Here is an 18,932-nt window from a genome sequence, read left to right on the forward strand (position 1 = left end):
CCTTAGCAAAGGTTTTACTTCTCCCAATCCATATGCCATGCTGACCACAAGCAAAATGCATTGAAAAGGAGATTACTCATGAAGGTGACCGTGGAAATCCGAGATGATCTGTTGGCGGCCCTGCTAGATCGCAGCAGCAGCACGAACAGCACCGCTGATGAGGTATTGAATGGCCTGCTCGCAACCGCTTTGGATCAACCAGAAGCCGAATCTGTCGATCTGGTTCAAGCTATCCAGCTCACACTCCAGGCAGTGGAAAAGGTACCGCATGGGGAGACCTTCTTGGTTGAAGAAGTGATACCGACGGAGACCTGGCAATTGATGACGACGGGTGACCGCAAATCCTTTGGTAAGACGTTCCGCAAACAAGTGGTTCAAGCTGGCCTTGCCGAATGGGTTACTCGCAATAGTGGCAACAAAGCTATCTACCGCCGTTCAACCATTTCAGGAGAGTAAGAGATGACTACATTGACCGACCGTTCGCTTGGTGATCGTTTCCTTGATGCTTCAATTGACGGCCTGCTTGGCAAAGGACTTGTCGTGACTCGCCAAGAATTCATCGATTATTTTTCAGAGGAGCCTAAAACCACCACCGGTTGCTTTCTGTCCAATTCTGAGATCAACAGCGGTACTCATAGCCCGACTTATCGGAAGATGACACTCCGGCTTAGCGATGGCGTTTATCGAATTCATCCTGACGTACTGCTTGAGCGGATGAAGCAGCGGGGCATAATCTAAGGCTTCGGTGAAGGGTTCACCGACAGAATCTTCTTCACCGCTTACTACGGAAACAAGGGCCCGATTGGGCCCTTGTTGATCACCTAGATATTAGGGCAGCCACGACACACTGATTTCACGGAGCGAATGTTCATGCCAAGAAAAAGTAGACCACTTGCATTTGAGTCAGAAGATTTCAAGAACATACCCATAGAGGTTCGCAGTTTTGCGAAGGCTTTTCACGATTTTTCGGCTGCAACACAACAGGTGCGGCGTTGGCTAGGAACCTCACCACTAACTCAAGATATCCACAGCTTTATGGACAAAGTTGAACACACGGTAGCAGGTGCAAAGCAACAGCTCCAACGCGCAATTGATCGGGAAGCCTTCGAAGGCATCGATGAAAGAATGCAAATTGAAGGGATTTCACTTGAGAACTTCCTGCAGTCAGGCCCTACATTCTCGACTCCGGCGTATGAGAGCGAAGAGCACGAACAATTCTTCAGCGCGGTCGATGAGCTCCACGAACACCTGATTGGACTCGCCAAGGAGCCCGCACTCAGTCTCGCAAGCTACCTCCTCAAGGCCAAGTTTTGAGGCGAGCCCTAGCCCAACCATACCAGCCACGGCGTGAGGCCTTTCCTGTATGGCGCTGTGGGTAAAAATCATATTGCATAGTAAGCCTAACAAGTCAGCCAGCCAGACTGTTGAAATGCTACGATTTTTTCCCTCTGGTTACGCCCAACGCTAGGTTCTAATTCCAAATCGCAAACTTAGCTCAACCCAAAACCAAGGATACTATCTAAAAAGACCTGAACGGCTATATACATCTCATCCAGGAACGACCTGAAAAGATTTTTTTCTGAAAATTACAAACCAGTAACTATGCAGCGTACAGTACATGTAATATTATGAAAGTGGGGCTTTTTTAGAGCCTCTCTAGAGGCAGCATTATTACTAGCTCTCGCCATCCACTGGCACTAGCTGAGAGAAAGCATTATTTTTAGACTTTCCATAAAAGGAGATGTAAATGGAATTCGATAAGCTGGTAGAAATTATAAAGCAGGTCGCTACTGAGCAAGGCTATGAAATAACTGACGGAGAACGGAAGTTTCAAGTTTATATTGACAACTATAACGCTGTTGCATTTGAGATCTTGGCAAATTCCTCCTCTGGATACATTCAGGTTCACCAGTGGGAAAGCGGCGAAATAGAAGGTGACGGAAAATACGGGCGCGGCGTATATTCTCTACGTAACTACAGCGACGTCGTTCACTTTTGTAATATTATGATGGCTAGCGCAGTAATTCGCGCCCGTCGTCGCACTTAATATTCGGTCAAGTCGCTCGCCGGGCCCGCCTCTTAACCTGAGCGTGGGCAAATGGCTGCTTGGGGTCGACTGCGGCCCATCGCCACCGGCGGCACTTGCCCCATACCGGCCCGTCATAACCGCTGATATTGATCCAGTGGACAGCTAAAGGAATTATGTTCCGTAGATTCAATCTCGCAGCCGGCGCTGTCCAGCTACGAAGGCGAGTCAGGGTATTGCTGTATCTCGATGGTTTTGCGGCCGCACTGTTCGGATTAGTCACTACCGAGAAAGTGATGGCATTACAACTTGGTGCGCATTCGGCAGTGATGATGGGCGTGCTGACATGTTTCGGGGGTGGCATAGCGCGTGATGTGCTAGCCGGCAGGGCCTCGTTATTGATGTCACGTGAGATCTACGCCACGCCAATCCTGCAGGGTTGCATCCTGTATGTCTTGCTGCGCGATATATTCCCGTCAATCCGGATCGCCGGTTGGATCGCATTGATATTCACCTCTGGATTCAGGTTTCTCGCCATTTATAAGGAACTCCAAATGCCAGCTATTTTCTCTACCAAGCAGGGGTAAGCTACAACGCTGATTTTAGTTAGCTCTCTTCCAAAGGGGCCAAATGATTGATGAACTGCCGGTAAGACTGCTCATCAATCCTACTGCCATCATCAACCTACACAGGAACGCCGTCGTCATCGTTCATTGTCGGCTTTCTTGTTTTGAAAGGTACAGCCATGAACGCCAGCTTGTTTTTGTTTTGTTCGAAGGTATAAATCGCAGTCAAAGGAACAGCTGTCACAACCACTCCGGTGAGTACGCCAGTAATCTCCGAATTGAATTTGTTGAGAAGTGGCACACTGCTTATGGCGGTCGACACAGCACGACCGACGTAGAGGCCGGCGATTGCCGAGGCAGCTCCCGCCAACAAAACTGTCATGCTGTCGAGCTTGTTAGGGTCATCGCTCAGCATGACACGAACACAGCGAACCACACTCAGAGTGCACTCCCGAATGAGTCCCAGGACGAAAGAGGGAACCTTGAGTATCAGCGCAATCAATATCTGGGGAATAATGCTTAACGCACCAGCTACGCCCGCCTCCAAGCCTGTTTTTTTCGCTCTAGTCCAGATATCACGCTCCTCGAAACGCTCGGCCAAACGCCTCTGAATTCGATCCGCTGCGTCCTTGGAGTTCTTAATCCAGCCGTCTTCGTTAATCACCCGACCCTTCGTTGCCAACAACTTGATTTCGTCCACGAATACATCGATCGTTTCCAGAACGATTAACCCTACGATCTGCTGCGCCGCCATTGCTGCGCCCGTCAATGCTATCGTCTGCCCGACCTCCTGCAACGCGGCCATACGATGCTCATTACGCTTATCACCCGCGCGCGTGTAGGCCTCGACCATTTCCGCCTCATTGACTTCTACGGTTTTTATAGTGCCGTCCTGCTGTTTGATATCGATTGCCAGCACACCAGGCTTATCCTCGACCGGCCGCCCCCTCTGTTCGAGATATTTGAGGACGTCCTGCGACCCCATTGACCGATTCAACGAATGATCCGCAAAAACCAGGTTTTCTTGCGAGTTGATCAGATCGAAATATTGATCATTCGTGGTGCCTATTCGAATGAGCGGATCTACATACAACTCCTTTTTGGATATGACATGCTCGATGTCTGTACCTGCAGGGTCGAGCGGAGTTGAAGAGTTGTAGCCGTTCTGAAGGAATTGCGCCGCAACACTGGCATCATTTCGCTCATTCACCATGTTTGCAAAGGGCTTAGACGCCTTTATTTGATAGGCATTCTCCTTAGCAAAGGTCGAGTATCGATCAGACAGGTTTTCATATTTAGCGGCGCTGTGGTTGTCGATATCTTGCAGAACCCCACCTAGAGCAAAAGCAGCAATGGCGCGCTTCATAGCCTCACGCTTGCACTGCTCGAAAATATCATCAACTGTTTGCGCCGGGACAGGCAATCGCCCCCTGATATCATCCACCATTTCCATGGTTGTTTTGTCAACTTCAAGCGTCGAACGATATAGCTCCGTGACCTTCGTTGTTGAAAGCTCTTTGTAATGATTGAAATTGCGCGAGTAAAATTCTGCTTTTTTGAGCTCGCTGTAGTTGAAACTGGAAATGGCTTCCGTAGCAGCGTCCTGTGCGACGACCATCTTTTCCTTTGTAGCGGCGTAAGCATCGACGCTTAATTCTTTAGTTTTTTCCGCTGCGGCTGATGCCGCAGCGGATGCTGCATCAGCCAAGCTGGAAGCGCTTCCCTTGAGATCAATGCCTGCGACCGATTCTGATGCTTTTGAAATAGTCTCGGATACCGAATTTTTGACTGCCGATAGCTTCCCGTCTAACCACCCCATACCCACTCCTCTCCTTATTTGGTTTTTTCGTGTCAAGTGCAGCGTCAAAACCAACGTAGCCGGTGTAATCCCGTCGTAGTACTGCGTTATCAGGAATATCGGCGCAGCTCGAGATTTCTTGATAGCGATTGGCCTCCATCCAGCCATCGAGGCGGCACTGAGCCCAGAGCAAATGTGTTGGGCCTTTTGCAGTTGACGTCCCGTAGTTCTAACCTGGTGGGTTCTGCAATGAGTGCGCCCCTGATCCAGTCACAGGTTCCGGCGCAGCTCATTGACAAGGCATCCCGACCACCGGGTTTCTGGCCCAGGTCATGATCGCGAAATTCGCCAACAATTTGCCGCTCTATCGCCAGGAATCGATTTTTGCTCGAACAGGTTTCAACATCGCCCGCTCAAACCTGAAGCGTTGGGTCGGCATCATGGAGTTGACACTTGGGTTGAGCGGGGTGGATCGGTGAAGGTTGACGGCCGAGTCAGGACACTTGAATCCTGGCAGAGCTCCTTGTGGGATGAATGCAGGCATGGTGCTAGGCCTGCTCAACGTTTCAAGCAAATCAGCTTTCCACGTAGGCGACCAAGCACTTGGAGCCCACCGCGGAAGTCAGACACAGATTTGAGCGGAAAAACATGCCTCGCGAAAGCAAGGCCGCCTCCAAGCAGAAAGCTTAGGGCGATGGTGTTCACCTAATTAAGTGGCCGGCTCACGTGCTGATAAAAAGGCGATGGTGGAGCGGCCGGATAGCAACATCACGGCTACTGATCAGGGCTATGACAAGCTTCACTTGCAGCTGACTATGGCCACTAAACGAATAGCATTAAGGGCCTGATCGCCCCATTTGTTCGGTGGCCTAATTCTCATTGGTTGCGTATTTCTCGCGGACATCCCGCAACCCCTCGGCCAGCTGCTGATCGTTGATGCGCTTAGCTGCCACGAGGATCCAGTACATCGCGTAATACCTGGATTCATCTCGATGTCAGACGTGTGCAGCCGCAGGAGAGATCGAGGTCGAGTGTTTTCTCATAAGGGCTTGGTTTAGCAGAATACTTATCACCGAGGCATCGACGATGCCAGGAACGTTGCATCCATCATCAAGGAGATGCTCGGGTGATTAGGTGAGCCGGGGCCATTGGCCCGAATGAGCGATCCCTACAGTTACGTCAAATCACAGCTTAGCTATGGGCAAGCGATGACTCGCACACAGAATGATTTGAACATAACCTCTCCTCTTACCGCCCGCGAGGTCTACCACGTGCTGACGGACGCCGCGCTGGGCAAACGCATCATGATGCGACGCTCCATCCAATCATGGAGTGGGATTTGTCACGGCCTCATGCCCGTGGAGATTGATGGATGGCTCCTCACACTCTTCAATGACTGTGACACCCTGGATTAATGCGAGTACTGCAGGTCGCCTGATGGCCGAGTCGGGACACTTGAAATCTGGCAGTGCGACGGAGCCGAGCCTGTCGCGCTACTGAGTGCGTGGGAGCGTGAACAGCTCGAACGATTGCTCGTTGCGCTCTGAGCCTGTACGCAAAAGCACGTTACGATTGCCGACTCAAAGCAACGGAGACCACACGTGAGAAAGCCACCTATGAAAATCACCATCGAAGAATGGGATGGCGACGGTGCGATTCGAATTCCGGACGAAGCGCTACAGGAGCTCGAACTGGATGTCGGCGACGCTGTGTATCTGATAGAGGAATTTGTTGGCAACACGCGCTGCCTAGTCCTATCAAAGACGTCTCAAATTGCGGATCGGATAGACGAGCTCACTGATGCCTGGAATAACAAACAACGCGGCACGGCCTTGGACAAGTGAGGTAGTTCCTCCACATCAAACCGAGAGCCCTCGATGAAACGCGTAAGGTTGATCCGCCACGCGGAGAGCGCTGCTAACGTTGGTCTCGCCACTGCAGCACCAGACTCAATACAACTGACTGAAAATGGCCTGCATCAAGCTCGTGCGCTTGCTGAATCCATAGCGTGCACTCCCAACCTGATCATCTCCTCACCCTTCGAACGCGCCGCAGCTACCGCGAAGCCAACGGCAGAGCGTTACCCTTTCGTTCCCTTCGAATTATGGCCCGTCGAAGAATTCACATATTTGAGCCCAAATTGTTTCGCCAGCACTACACAGGTCGACAGAAAGCCACACGCGGAAAGCTATTGGGAACACGGTGATGCGAGGTTTACTGATGACCCTGGTGCCGAGTCGTTCGGTCATCTACTCGAGCGCGCAGATGCGATGCTGGCCAAGCTTGCGGATCACGACGCTCAGAACATCCTGGTCTTTAGCCATGGGCAATTCATCAGAGCTGCCGCTTGGCTGATCAAGTATGGAAGCCACGCTCATTCGTACGACCTGATGCGTGAGTTTCGGGCGCTCGATGTGAGGGCGCCGCTTAGGAATTGCTGGAGGTACCAACTGATGTTTGCTGACGGCGGATGGACAGTCGAATGCCAAATCGACTCATCAGGACAAGAGAGATTTGTAGACGATTTCTGCACAAATTAGCGGTCTCGGTGACAAGGGTTCAGTCACGCTCCGCTGTAACGTAATTTTATGCATCGTAACATTCGCAACGTTACGCATAAAAAAGTGCGTTACGAGCCAATAGGCTCGGCGTCAGAAGCTCAAAACCGTCAGTCAATTCTCGCACTCAATCTCCTGATGCGTAGTAGCCAGCATCGCTACGCATTACCAGGAAAGCAAGACCATCGCCTTGGCCAGAAAAAGGATGCAGAGCACGTGCACCAACACACTGATGTGAATCCGCCGTGATCGCAGCGCTGTCATGCGCCCCGTTCGCATCAGGTAAACCACATAGCTGAATTGGCCGAGAATACTCAGGGCCAGGCCGATTTTCAGGGCCAGCAAGGTGCCAAAGCTGCTGGCCAAAGGATCGTGAAGTGCCGTTCGATACTGCCATGCTAATCCCAGGCCTGCGCCGTATAGGGCTAGCACGACTAAGTGCATGACGCGTCGCGCCCGTAAGCCCAAAGCCTTCGACAGCTGCTCGCGAGGCGCCTGATCCAGCTGGTGAGCTGCGGGGCTGAGGATCATCACCTCAAAGAACACACCACCAATGAAAAAAGCCGCCGCTGTCAAATGGATGAACTTCAACAACAGATAACTCATACCTTCTCCATCAGCCTTGATGCCTCACTGGATCACTCGCCGGCAAGGGCAGCCACCGGCTCGATCGCGCGGTTGCGGTTGCGGTTGCGGTTGCGCACGGCATTGGCAATGCGCGCTAATGGGACTTGCAATATCGCCTTGACTTCAGCGCTGGTGCCGATGCACTCCAGGGCAACAGCTATGTACAGTAGTCATTGATCCTGCTCGCGCGAACGGATGGTATAGCGCTGGCGCTGTTTGGTCATGTACACCGTACGTGATTTAGCTGATACAAGGACGGCCCCCATACAGCCGGATAGTTATTCGTACAGTTTTTCTTTGATGGGCCCGAGATCGCTGCCGTGCGTGCGACGGATATGACGGCCTCTAGCTGCATGTCCATGAATGCGTAAAACGCCTCGCATAGCGCGGACGCCGACCTCGCCACCAAGCAGTTAATCGGGATTGACCATGTTGCGCGCCTTGGAATGGGTCACGCACGGATAGTAACTTGGCGATAGGGGCGCCTTTTGATATAGGTCATGTTCTTGAATCAATCGTGGCGGGCCAACTGTGGAGTGACTCGCCCAGGGCATGTGAAGACTTGGAGTCGAGCCGGGCTTAAGCCCGAAAGAGCGATAGGCAAAGTAGCTTTAGCTCGGCTGCCCAACAAGTGGCCTATCGAATCTCACACAACCCTCTCGCGCAATGTAAAACGCACGCATCAATCATGGAGCGAGAGGTGCCTTGATCAAGCGTGCATAAGGTACGGCTCGACGCACGTCTTCTATGGCGCCCGCAATTGCGTCATCTGCAGTAGGTGCTTCACGCATGAATTCAAGAGCTAGGCGCCCTGGCTGCCCTACTCCGACTAATGCATCATCGCAGCCTACTTCTGCCAAGCGCTCCAGAAGCGCGTCCATATCGCTCTCGTCAGACGTCAGTTGGTGAATACGGGTGAAGGTAAACACCATCTCTAGCTCTCCGCTTCAGCAAGACTCTACTCGAAGATTCGGTAGCCGGGCCCTGCTGGCCCGAAGCATCGACTATAAGAAAAATGGCTCAACACGGCACCTACTACTGACCGAACTACATGCGATGAGTACGCATGGTGCACCGTCATAAATTGTCTCAGCTTAAGCCAGTCCCGTTCTTGAAGTCGTCCCCTTTTGCCAGTACTTATTTGACAGATGCCAGTGGCGGGAAAACATCAACACTTGGCTATCCAGTCCTAGTTGTCTTTGCGATGTATGCTTATCAGCCAACCGGAACCCGTCATGCATTACGTTACCGTCCCCAGAATTGCGCCGCCAGCAGTTGAAGGCGCTCGGCCAGTTTGGCGACATGGGCAGCAGCCGTGCGGCTCTGGCTACTGGCAAGCACGTTACTTTGGGTGGCTTGGCTGATACCTTTCAGGTTGCACTGGATACTGTCACCCACCGCGCTCTGCTCTTCCACGGCGGCGGCTATTTGCACACTCATGTCGCTGATTTCACCGACTCGTTGAGTGATTCCATCCAGCGCCCGGGCGGCAAACAGTGCCTGCTCAACACTGGATTCGGCCTTGCTGTGGCTGCGTTGCATCGCGACTACGGCGTCACCAGTCGAGCGCCGTAAAGTATCGATGGTTCCCTGAATTTCTGCAGTGGATTGCTGGGTGCGCGAAGCCAGCCCGCGCACCTCGTCGGCGACCACGGCGAAACCGCGCCCAGCCTCGCCGGCGCGAGCGGCCTCAATAGCGGCGTTGAGGGCGAGTAGGTTTGTCTGTTCAGCGATGCTTTGGATTACCTCGAGTACGCGGTTGATTTCTTGGCTATGTTGTTCCAATTGGTAAATCGCCGCGCCGGTCTGTTGCACCTCGATGGCGAGGCTGTCGATGTGCTGGCGGGTTTGCTCGACCAGTTGTCGACCTCGGTCGGTTTCTTGATTGGCCAAGCTCGCGGCGCTGGCGGTGAGCTGAGCGTTGCGCGCCACTTCCTGCACACTGCTGGCCATCTGGGTTATGGCGCTGGCCACCTGGGCAGTTTCCCCTTGCTGTTGTAGGGTCGCGCAGTTGTTGTTGTCCACTGCGGCGACGAGCTCTTCGGCTTCTTTGTTCAACTGACGGGCCGAGTCGGCAATACGGCCGACGACTGCCCGCGTCTCAGCTTCGAGCATTTGCAGGGTGAAATCGATCTGTCCAAATTGGTCGCGGCGGCCGCTGTATAGCATTTGGCTAAGCGGGTTATCGGCGATATTTTTAGCCTTACGGGCAAGGGCGTCGAGGGGGCGCAGGCTGAAGCACAGCAAGCCGCCGAGCAACAGGCTGAATAGCGGCGCAGCGATGGCCGCATGGTTCCAAGAGAGGGCGCCCACCAAGCCTAAGGTGGTAAAGCCAAGCAGGCTCAGCCCGGTGCTAGCAAGTGCTAAGCGCATGCCGACGGACAGTCGTGACGGACGCAGGCAGTGTGTTTTTTTACCGCTTCGCAGCTGTGCATAGAGAAGTTCGGCGGCGTCTACCAGTGCTTTCGGTGGGCGCGTGCGAACCGATTGGTACTCCATTATTTCACCATTGCGCTGCATCGGCGTGGCATAGGCGCTAACCCAGTAGTGGTCACCATTCTTACAGCGATTTTTTACAAGGCCCATCCACGAGCGTCCGGCTTTGAGGGTCTGCCACAGGTGTGCGAAGGCTTCTGGCGGCATATCCGGGTGACGCACGATGTTGTGATTGACCCCGAGCAACTCGGCCTCACTGAAACCGCTGATGTTGATGAAATCCGGATTGACATATGTGATAGCGCCCTTGGGGTTGGTTGTTGAAAGAATGTTCGCATTGACGCTGAACTCGACAGCACGACCACTGACCGGAAGATTGATTTTCATTGTTTGCCTCCTGAGCTGATGGATAACTGCTGGGTGCCTACCGTGCTTACAGCAATGGACACCCAAGCCCCTCGAAACAGTCTTCTCCGCTGAACAACCGTTGCATCTGCGCAGCAGGTCGTGGTCGGCTAAACCAGTAGCCTTGGGCGTAGTGGCAGCCTTCACTGACCACAAAGTCGAGTTGTGCTGGGCTCTCGATGCCCTCGGCCACGACTTCTAGGCTAAGACTACGGCCCAGGCCGATGATCGCCTGGCTGATCGCGCTCTGTTTGTTGTCGCACGGAACGCCGCCGATGAAACTTTTATCCAGCTTGAGGATGTGCAGTGGAAAGCGTGTGAGATAACCAAGCGAGGAGTAACCGGTACCAAAATCGTCCAGCGCCAACAACACGCCAAGGTTGGCCAGTTCGTTCAGACAGGCCAATGTGTCCAGGTCGTCATGCATCAGTTGGCTTTCAGTAATTTCCAGGATCAGGCTGGCAGGTGGTAGGCCGCTTTCTTGCAGGATGTCGATCAGCCGGAGGGTGAAGTCGGCTTGTTGCAACTGGAGGCTGGAGATGTTCACCGAACAACGCAGATGGTCATGTCCAGCCAGTTGCCAGAGGCGGGTCTGCCGGCAGGCTTGGCGCAAGACCCATTCGCCGACGCGGATGATTTCCCCCGACTCTTCCAGCGCCGGGATGAACTCCAGTGGTGAGATCAAGCGTTCGCCATGGCGCCACCGTAACAGCGCTTCGACCCCAGACATGAGGGGCGCCCCCTGGTCAAGACGATAGATCGGTTGGTAATGCAGGTCGAATTCATTGTGTTGCAGCGCCTGGCCCAGAGCGGACTCCAGTTCCAGATGGTGCTGTGCGGTATCTTGCAACGCTTCGCTGTAGTGTGCGAACCGCGCCTTGCCGGCAGACTTGGCTCTGTAGAGGGCAAGGTCGGCGGCCTGCAAGACATCCAGCGCTTTACCGTTATCATGCAATGGGGCGATGCCGATGCTCGCACTGACCACCAGGGTACGACCGTCCATGTGCAGCGGTTGATGCAGGTTGTCGAGAATGCGTTGGGATATTTGCTCGGCGTCGCGGTCGCAGGTGAGATCATGAAGCAATACGATGAATTCATCTCCACCGAAGCGGAATAACTGATCGCTGGGGCGTAGCGCGCCTCTCAAGCGCTGTGCCACTTCTACCAGCACGCGATCACCGACGTTGTGACCGAGGCTATCGTTGATCAACTTGAAGCGGTCGAGGTCGATGAACAACAGCGCTTCGTGGGCACCGCCCTTGCGCTGTTTCATAAAGGTTTTCTGCATTTGCTCATCAAGGCGCATACGGTTGGCCAGGCCGGTCAGCGGGTCATGGTGGGCGGCATGTTTGAGGCGCTGCTCGGCGTCCTTGCGTGCACTGATATCGGACTGTGAGCCAGCCATGCGTAGCTGGCCTGGTGTCGTGACTTCCGCTACCCCTCGCACCAGCACCCAAATATAGCCACCGTTATTTTGGCGAATGCGATACTCGTGGTGGACAGAAGATGTCTGCCCTTGTATGTGGGCATCTATGGCCTGGCGAAAATCCGGTAGGTCGTCCGGATGCACGCGACCGAACCAACTGGCACTGCTATCGCCGATACTATCGCGGCTGAGGCAGAGCATGCTGGCCCAGCGCTCTGAAACGTACAGTCGATCCTGATCCACATGCCAATCCCAGATTCCGTCGTTGGCACCGCGCAGCGCACGGGCGAAGCGAGCCTCACTATCCTCCAGAGCCTTGTGCTGGGCCGCACTGTAGGTATCGATGGCCAAGGTCATGTCGAAGAACACCGCCTTCAACAGACTTGAATAGAGAGTGGCGTTTTGGCTTTCGCCGAACACGCTTTTAAGCATGTCATCGAGGTATAGACGGTAGCTGCCGAGATACCACTTCAACTCCAGGCCGACTTTTTGGTGAATCACACCGATGCGCAGGCGGCCGTTGACGTAGGTGTCATTGTAGGGGCCGCCCCACAAACACTGGTAATACTCGGCCTGGCTGTGCTTCAAACGCGCGGTGACCTCCGGCGCACGAAGTAAGGCAGACGGCGTGGAGAATTTCGCCAAGTGACGGTACAAATGATCGACAAAAGCCTGCTGAGCTGGGGCCATGTGCTGAGCTGCTGCACCAAGTCGCTTGGCATCTTCGGCGCTCCAGTCGAGAAAGCGATAGCGCTCGACAATCTCCTCCTCATCGAGACGAATACGCCTGAGCAACTCCTCCAGATCTTTTTTCACCTTCATTCGCACACCTCGGTGTTAGTAAAGATTCCTTTCTGCTGACAAAAAAAAACGCCGTGACAACGAGTTCTGGTGAAGAACTGATGTCACGACGCTTCGTCTTTCAGGCCAATTATCCTGCTCGGCAAAGCCGGTTCCCGCGTTGGGCGGAACCTACTGATGGCATTTTTACATCATTTCGGATTGTCTGACAATCTATCCAGCAACGTAACTAATCGCCGCCGTAGCAGCCCCAGTTCGCGAGATTTGAAGGCGTGTCGAGTCTGCTCCAAAACCTCGGTAGCATCCAACAACGCAGCATGTACCAGCCCAGCCGCCCCCAATTGTGCTTCACCGTGCCAGCGGCAAATCGGCACGGCACTACAATTACTCGGAGCGCTCAGCACCTCGCAATCTGGTGCTATATGAACCAACAATTGGCGCAATTGATCGGCTAGTTCTAGGTCGTTGCAAATAATTCGGGTTGTCTGGTTGGACTTGTTCATCAAACTGCATCCCCACAAGGTTGATGCGCTGTTTACAACACCGTCCGTGGCGTTTTATTGATGCAAATCAATGTTGAAACCGATCCTATGGATACGTGTTGTTGATCGCTCGTTATCATGCCCCAGCGCCGAGTCGCCTTGGTCGACTGATACCCCGAAGCCTTGGCGGCCAGGGGTTGTTTGTCTATGTGCTGGTCTCCAAATTGTCGATCACTTGCCGTTGTATCGGCAGTCCGAGATTTACGCCCGTGAGGGCGCGGATCTGGAGCGCTAAACCCTGGCCGATTGGTTTCGCCAGAGCAGTCAATTGCTCAGACCGCTGATCAGCGCCCTTGATCGCCATGTCATGAGCGGCCATAAAATTTATGCTGACTACACGCCAATTGGCGTGCTCACATCGGGCCACGATAAAACCAAAACCGCTCGCTTGTGGACGTATGTGCTTGATGACCGACCAGCGAGTTATTCAACACCGGCGGCGGTTTGGTTCGCTTACTCGCCGGATCGCAAGAAGCAACAAGCACGGCGAGTGATCTGTTGCTTTCATGGTGCGCCAACAGCCATTTTGAAAAGACCATGTCCCAGTTATGGGTTGAAACGTGCAGGTCAACCAAGTGATGCCTGGGACGCGATAATGCGCAGGGTGGATAGGGCCGCGCAGGTTAGTGGTGCAAAGCAAGGTCTGAAAATCAACTGCGTAATTGCTGCGCCGCGTAACCCAACAATATAAAAGCTGCGCGCAACACGACGGTGGGTCAAATCCTTTGAAAGTTGCCGAGAACCTATGGCATCACTCTTGCTAACTAAAAAATCACATCAGCAGGATTCGCTCCTGCAAGGCAAAGGCGCCTGAACCCGCTGCGGATATTTTGCAGAGGCTTCAGGCGTTTTTTTTGGCTTCCGCATTGGAGATTCAAACACATGAAGTGGCTCACCTACCCTGCGTTCTTGTTGCTGCGTGAACTGGGCATTATCGGCATGATCCGTACGCTGTTAGCGATTAGCCTAGCAGGCGGAGTCCTGGCCGCTGCGACGCTGCCAACCGGGCCACTGTGGGCGGTGCTGGCCTACCTAGCCATTGCCAGCATGTGGCTGCTGTTGCAGGAGATCGGACAGTTGCAACGCTACTGTGAAAACTCCGCCGTATATGGCTCCCAGGAGCCAGTCAGCGCTGCCCAGTGGCTGTTGCAGCCGATCAGACGAAGCATTCAGCAGTGGGTGAACCGTGAACAACGCCAGCAACAACTGTTACAGCAGCGTCTGGATGAAATATCCCACTCCTCACACGAACTCGAACAAAGCGCGGCGCTGGTGACCAGTAATGTTGAAGGACAAAGCGAATCGGCCACTGTCGCCGCAGCGGCGGTAGAACAACTGAATGTGAGCATTTTGCAGGTGGCGGCGCTGGCCGATGAATCGCGTCAAACCAGCGTCGTGGCCAGCGAACAGTTGGCCGACGGGATCGACCAACTCACCAACTTGGTGCGGCAGGTGTCCGAGATGGCGCAGCAAGCCATCACCACCAACGAGCTGATCCTGCAGCTGAACACCAACTCGCGCACCATTAATGAAATGTCCGGCACCATCCGTGGTATTGCTTCGCAAACTAACCTGCTCGCCCTCAATGCCGCCATCGAAGCTGCCCGCGCAGGTGAGAGCGGCCGTGGCTTCGCCGTGGTGGCCGATGAAGTTCGCCGTTTGGCCTTACACAGCCAGGAGTCGGCGGCAGAAATCAGTCGCAACATCGAATCGGTGCAACAGCACATCAAGGATGCCACGGTACAGGTGTCCGATTTGACCAATCTGGCGCATCGCAGCGCCGCCAGTTCCGAGGCGGTGTGCGCGCTACTCAATCAGGTGCAACAGCGCACCCTGCAATTGACCGGACAGGTCGAGCAAGTGGCAGTCAGTACCGAACAACAGGGCAAGGCCGTTGCGGAAATCGCCGAACTGGCCGACCGCGTCCGCCAAGGCAATGCCAACAACCTGCAGGCCGCCGATCAGGCGCGATCCATCGCCCACCATCTGGCTCATCTGACGGGGTAATCAACATGAATGGATTGCATGGACTACCGCTCTTGCTCGCCGCTGCCGCCTCCCTGCCTCCCCTGATCCTGCTGTTCTACGGCCTGCACCGGCGCCTGCAGCGGCAAAAGCGCCAACATATCCAGTTGAACATTCGCCAGTTGGCCTTGTTGCGTGCACTTATATCCGGGTTTCAGCGCCATCGCGGCCTGAGCAATGGGGTGCTCTGTGGCGATGCCAGCCTGAGTCACGATCTTGCCACCGCTCGCCAAGGGCTCGACCAGCATATCCGTGCAGCCCAGGAATTCGACAGCACGCACCGGGACTCCTGGAACAGCTTGATCGATCACTGGTCGCTCATGCGCGAAGGGCGCAGTAGCGACCGGGCAAACAATCTGGTGCAGCATCACCTGATCATTCGCAACAGCATCTTTCTGATGGAGGATGTGGCAAGCGAAATCGATCTAACCGAAGGTCGTGCCGAGCTGGGCTACCTGCCCTGTATCTGGCGCGAGGTAGTCCAGGCGGCAGAATGGGCGGGCCAGGCGCGCGCCCTGGGCACCGGCATCGCGGCGGCCGGTCAGAGCAGCGCCGAGCAGCGCGTGAGGATGCGTTTTCTCTACCAGAAGATCGAGCTGTTGGCCGGCACGGCCTTCGCCACTCTGCAACGCCACGCAACCGATCACCCGCAGGCTGACGTGTTCCACCTGCAGCATCGCGAGCAGGTGGTGGAGGATTTTCTACGCTGCACAAAAGAGGAGCTGCTCGACCAGGAACAACCCGTGATTGCCGCCAAGACCTACTTCCAACGCGCCACCCAAGGCATTGACGAACTGCTGGCCCTAGTGGATGCGGCGCTGGCTCAGCTACAGCCACGCTAAGGAACTACAGATGCTAAATCCCATCCAACCGCAGCCGCTGCGCTACGACCATCAGATGCCCTGCCCGCCAGTACAAGGCCGGCCGAGCGACCGCATGCACAAGAAATCGAACGAATGATTTCTGCCATCCAGAGTGTGACGCAAGAGTGTGTTCGTGACATGCAGCAGAGCAACGAGTTTGCTGCACACCGCCAGACAGTGGCTCGTGAAGCTGATCAGGCCCTGACTCTAATCGCCGAGCGGATCACCGATATCAACGGGATGAACTTAGTGATTGCCAGCACGGCAGAAGAGCAAGGGCAAGTGGCGCGCGAGGTCGATCGTAACGTAGTGGCAATCAGCGACCAATCCAGGCAGAGTACAGATGGAGTGCAGCAGACCTCCGTGGCCAGTGAAGAGCTGGTGCGCCTGGCCACAAACCTTAACCATCTGGTCAATCGGTTTCGTATGTAGTCCCTTGCCCTGCCTGTACAGTCTGCCACTATCCGGTAGACAGTCGCTCTGTTCGATAAAAAACAAAGACCCATTTCACCTGCGGTGGATTCACCGATTCAATAAAGCCTCCCATGTATAAAAAAGAGAGTCGTCACAGAATGTGGCCAAATGTAGCTCCGACCCTTCTGACTTGCACACTACAGCTGCTGACAGGGAGCGCCTGCATCGCACAAGAGGTGCGCGAGACGCTGACAATCATGGTCGAAGATGCTGCCGCTCCATGGTCAAAGAGCGATGGCACAGGTTACGCCAATGACGTAGTCATCGCCGCCTTCAAAGAAATGGCGGTAGCGGTACAGCTAAAAGTCGTGCCGTATTCACGCTGTAAGTACATGGTTCTCAATGGCCAAGTCGCCGCCTGCTTCAACATGAGCTGGCAGCCTGAATTCGAGGGCAAGATCAAGCTGGCGGCGCAGCCGATCTTCAAAGTAAGTAACGACGTCTTCGAACATATCAGTGCGCCCTTGCCGAAGCCTCCAGATGGAAAATGTGTTTTGCCGCCCGGCACAGTCGTTGGCATCACCAGAGACTATGAATACTCAGCCCAGGTGACGGCGCTCCAGACCTCAGGGGTGGTGTTCGAGAATTCACTTTCCGATTTAACAAGCTTGCAAAAACTCGCTGCTCGGCGTTTTCAGGCGGTATTGGTGATGAGCAATGACCTTGAGGCCAGAAATCAAAGAGCCATACAGTCGGGCACCGAGGATTTAGTGCGCTTCGCCTTCAATTGCGGAATGCTGGACTCCACGATTGGCTTTAGCTTGGCCCATCCAGACGGATTGCGAGCACTAGAGATTTATGACGAGGGCTATCGCCGCATCGAGGCCAACGGCGCCCTCAAGGATATTCACACGCGCTGGTTTCCTTAGCTTCATGTCGCCTTGACTATGCGACTGCGGTTTAGGGAACAACGTAGTATGGGTAACCATCTCAAGCTTCAGAGGACTCTGTCATCGCAACTCCTTTGCGCCCCAGTTGTTTTACACCGTACATTGCCTGATCCCCCCCCTTTCAGCAACGAGCCCAGATTTTGGCCATGATTGGGGCACAGAGCGACTCCGATACTGCACGACAGTGAAAGCTCGCCTGCGCTTGTCGCTACTGTCTGCGCCATCGCCTCCAGCACCCTCTCAGCGTTCAGCTCAGCACTCTCTGGGTTGATAAGATCCGTGATCAGAATCACGAATTCATCTCCACCGTAGCGTGCGACGGTGTCACAAAAACGAGTAACCTGAAGCATGCGATTGGTGACTGCCGTGAGAACCAGGTCACCGACCTCATGGCCATGCTTATCGTTAATTTCCTTGAAATGATCCAGATCGATTAACAGAACGGCAAACGCAGTTCCGCTCGATGTCCAGTTTGAGAGGGCCTGATCGAAACGATCGGCGAAGAGGTAGCGATTCGGCAATTGGGTTAGAACATCATGGGTCGCGAGATAAGCCGAGCGTTCGAGTTCAACCTCTGCTCTTTCGATCGATTTGAAATGCCGAATCAACACCACCGGCATCAATACGAATGGACGAACCCACTTTTTCAACAGAATCGATCGACTGCTGCCCTTCCCCCTATGGCAGGAGTCGGCCGATGCTGTGTGAAATTGTTTTTCAACGCCACAGTGACTCAAAACCAGGCTGGAAATCGCGCTTCTACGCAAAATCCATGTCTACTGGCATGCCGACAAATTACCCATTTTACGTAACCGCGCGCACTCCAATTTTCACGAAGCGCTTTTACACACTTTGGGCCATAAGCAGCCACGCGAAAGCTTCTACGAGACCGAGGACGATTCAAGTGGGCGCCCTGCTTGCCTGGGCGGTACATTTATTACGCACCCATCACAATGAAGAGCTTGCTGACGACGACGCTGCTTATTGGCGTACATCGCGGCATCAGCAGAAGCAAGCAGCTCACCCAGAGGCTTCAGCTCCTTTGGCGAACAATGAACAGCGCCGATGCTTAGGCCGATAGGATAACGACAGCGTTCACTACCATTGAATTCATCGACCAGCGCTTGCACACGAGCATAGAGGGCATCCGACGACTCCCCCGCGTCGGCAGCCAGGATTACAAACTCATCACCGCCGATCCTGGCGACAATGTCACTCCCTCTAAACGCTGCTTTTAGCACCTGCGCAGCTGCAATGATCGCCAAGTCGCCCGCCTCATGGCCATGGATATCATTAAGTTTTTTCAGGCCGTCGAGATCAACAAAAAACAGCAAGCAGGATTGATCATTACGGCGAGCAGATCGCATTAGCTGGTCAGCCAAAAGAAAAAAACTGCGGCGATTGTGCAAGCCGGTCAGTTCATCTGTCAGTGACAGTCGGCGCACATCATCTTCGACCTTTTGTCGCTGCGATATTTCGTCCATTAGTTTGCTGT

General features: G+C 54.1%; 18 protein-coding genes and 4 pseudogenes. 13 read left to right on the plus strand and 9 right to left on the minus strand.

Going from position 1 to position 18,932, the window contains the following annotated elements; all coding sequences use genetic code 11:
- Positions 1 to 78 precede the first annotated feature (78 nt).
- From ACIO0C_RS03070 to ACIO0C_RS03090, 5 genes are all read left to right on the plus strand, one after another.
- Positions 79 to 456: a DUF1413 domain-containing protein gene (locus ACIO0C_RS03070; RefSeq protein WP_401307643.1), complete on the plus strand. Its 378-nt coding sequence runs from the start codon at positions 79 to 81 to the stop codon at positions 454 to 456.
- A gap of 3 nt (positions 457 to 459) precedes the next feature.
- On the plus strand, positions 460 to 738 hold the full coding sequence (locus tag ACIO0C_RS03075; protein WP_401307646.1) for a hypothetical protein: 279 nt from the start codon (positions 460 to 462) through the stop codon (positions 736 to 738).
- Positions 739 to 870: 132 nt separating this feature from the next.
- A complete protein-coding gene (locus tag ACIO0C_RS03080; protein WP_401307649.1) occupies positions 871 to 1,314 on the plus strand; it encodes a hypothetical protein in 444 nt (147 codons plus the stop codon).
- A 433-nt stretch (positions 1,315 to 1,747) separates the two neighbouring features.
- A complete protein-coding gene (locus ACIO0C_RS03085; protein WP_401307652.1) occupies positions 1,748 to 2,047 on the plus strand; it encodes a hypothetical protein in 300 nt (99 codons plus the stop codon).
- Positions 2,048 to 2,262: 215 nt separating this feature from the next.
- Positions 2,263 to 2,613, plus strand: coding sequence for a trimeric intracellular cation channel family protein (locus tag ACIO0C_RS03090; protein WP_401307655.1), 351 nt, complete (start codon positions 2,263 to 2,265; stop codon positions 2,611 to 2,613).
- 97 nt (positions 2,614 to 2,710) lie between these two features.
- Here ACIO0C_RS03090 and ACIO0C_RS03095 read toward each other — a convergent pair whose 3' ends face one another.
- Complete coding sequence (locus tag ACIO0C_RS03095; protein WP_401307657.1) at positions 2,711 to 4,411, minus strand: hypothetical protein; 1,701 nt, start codon at positions 4,409 to 4,411, stop codon at positions 2,711 to 2,713.
- Positions 4,412 to 4,651: 240 nt separating this feature from the next.
- On the opposite strand from ACIO0C_RS03095, the pseudogene ACIO0C_RS03100 reads away from it, so the two are divergent.
- The 3 genes and pseudogenes from ACIO0C_RS03100 to ACIO0C_RS03110 all read left to right on the plus strand — a co-directional run.
- Positions 4,652 to 4,827 (plus strand): annotated as a pseudogene (locus ACIO0C_RS03100) (transposase); the annotation flags it as partial.
- 1,179 nt (positions 4,828 to 6,006) lie between these two features.
- Entirely contained in the window at positions 6,007 to 6,234 is a 228-nt protein-coding gene (locus ACIO0C_RS03105; RefSeq protein WP_401307659.1) for an AbrB/MazE/SpoVT family DNA-binding domain-containing protein, read from the plus strand.
- 33 nt (positions 6,235 to 6,267) lie between these two features.
- Positions 6,268 to 6,930 carry a histidine phosphatase family protein gene (locus tag ACIO0C_RS03110; protein ID WP_401307662.1) on the plus strand — a complete coding sequence of 221 codons (663 nt, stop codon included), beginning with the start codon at positions 6,268 to 6,270 and terminating at the stop codon, positions 6,928 to 6,930.
- Positions 6,931 to 7,113: 183 nt separating this feature from the next.
- Here ACIO0C_RS03110 and ACIO0C_RS03115 read toward each other — a convergent pair whose 3' ends face one another.
- From ACIO0C_RS03115 to ACIO0C_RS03140, 6 genes and pseudogenes are all read right to left on the minus strand, one after another.
- A complete protein-coding gene (locus ACIO0C_RS03115; protein WP_401307665.1) occupies positions 7,114 to 7,554 on the minus strand; it encodes a CopD family copper resistance protein in 441 nt (146 codons plus the stop codon).
- A 725-nt stretch (positions 7,555 to 8,279) separates the two neighbouring features.
- A pseudogene (locus tag ACIO0C_RS03120) lies at positions 8,280 to 8,507 on the minus strand (hypothetical protein); the annotation flags it as partial.
- Between the two features lie 313 nt (positions 8,508 to 8,820).
- Positions 8,821 to 10,095 carry a methyl-accepting chemotaxis protein gene (locus ACIO0C_RS03125; protein WP_401308050.1) on the minus strand — a complete coding sequence of 425 codons (1,275 nt, stop codon included), beginning with the start codon at positions 10,093 to 10,095 and terminating at the stop codon, positions 8,821 to 8,823.
- Positions 10,069 to 10,398 (minus strand): annotated as a pseudogene (locus tag ACIO0C_RS03130) (PAS domain-containing protein); the annotation flags it as partial. The pseudogene ACIO0C_RS03130 and the gene ACIO0C_RS03125, both read right to left, overlap by 27 nt.
- 46 nt (positions 10,399 to 10,444) lie before the next feature.
- Positions 10,445 to 12,664, minus strand: a complete 2,220-nt coding sequence (locus ACIO0C_RS03135) for an EAL domain-containing protein (RefSeq protein WP_401307668.1) — start codon at positions 12,662 to 12,664, stop codon at positions 10,445 to 10,447.
- 170 nt (positions 12,665 to 12,834) lie between these two features.
- A complete protein-coding gene (locus tag ACIO0C_RS03140; RefSeq protein WP_401307671.1) occupies positions 12,835 to 13,146 on the minus strand; it encodes a hypothetical protein in 312 nt (103 codons plus the stop codon).
- 122 nt (positions 13,147 to 13,268) lie between these two features.
- Here ACIO0C_RS03140 and ACIO0C_RS03145 point away from each other — a divergent pair.
- The 5 genes and pseudogenes from ACIO0C_RS03145 to ACIO0C_RS03165 form a co-directional block, all read left to right on the plus strand.
- Positions 13,269 to 13,696 (plus strand): annotated as a pseudogene (locus tag ACIO0C_RS03145) (transposase); the annotation flags it as partial.
- Between the two features lie 536 nt (positions 13,697 to 14,232).
- The gene (locus ACIO0C_RS03150) at positions 14,233 to 15,192 is read left to right on the plus strand and encodes a methyl-accepting chemotaxis protein (protein WP_401308052.1); all 960 of its coding nucleotides are present in this window, start codon (positions 14,233 to 14,235) and stop codon (positions 15,190 to 15,192) included.
- A 5-nt stretch (positions 15,193 to 15,197) separates the two neighbouring features.
- Complete coding sequence (locus tag ACIO0C_RS03155) at positions 15,198 to 16,052, plus strand: nitrate- and nitrite sensing domain-containing protein (RefSeq protein WP_401307673.1); 855 nt, start codon at positions 15,198 to 15,200, stop codon at positions 16,050 to 16,052.
- A gap of 114 nt (positions 16,053 to 16,166) precedes the next feature.
- Complete coding sequence (locus ACIO0C_RS03160; protein ID WP_401307676.1) at positions 16,167 to 16,505, plus strand: hypothetical protein; 339 nt, start codon at positions 16,167 to 16,169, stop codon at positions 16,503 to 16,505.
- Positions 16,506 to 16,618: 113 nt separating this feature from the next.
- Positions 16,619 to 17,416, plus strand: a complete 798-nt coding sequence (locus ACIO0C_RS03165) for a substrate-binding periplasmic protein (RefSeq protein ID WP_401307679.1) — start codon at positions 16,619 to 16,621, stop codon at positions 17,414 to 17,416.
- Positions 17,417 to 17,484: 68 nt separating this feature from the next.
- Here the strand turns inward: ACIO0C_RS03165 and ACIO0C_RS03170 are convergent, their stop codons facing one another.
- Together ACIO0C_RS03170 and ACIO0C_RS03175 are read right to left on the minus strand one after the other, a co-directional pair.
- Positions 17,485 to 18,087, minus strand: a complete 603-nt coding sequence (locus ACIO0C_RS03170; RefSeq protein WP_401307682.1) for a diguanylate cyclase domain-containing protein — start codon at positions 18,085 to 18,087, stop codon at positions 17,485 to 17,487.
- A 231-nt stretch (positions 18,088 to 18,318) separates the two neighbouring features.
- Complete coding sequence (locus tag ACIO0C_RS03175; RefSeq protein WP_401307685.1) at positions 18,319 to 18,921, minus strand: GGDEF domain-containing protein; 603 nt, start codon at positions 18,919 to 18,921, stop codon at positions 18,319 to 18,321.
- Positions 18,922 to 18,932 lie beyond the last annotated feature (11 nt).

The sequence above is a fragment of the Pseudomonas sp. NPDC087336 genome, from assembly GCF_044744285.1.
GTDB lineage: Bacteria > Pseudomonadota > Gammaproteobacteria > Pseudomonadales > Pseudomonadaceae > Aquipseudomonas.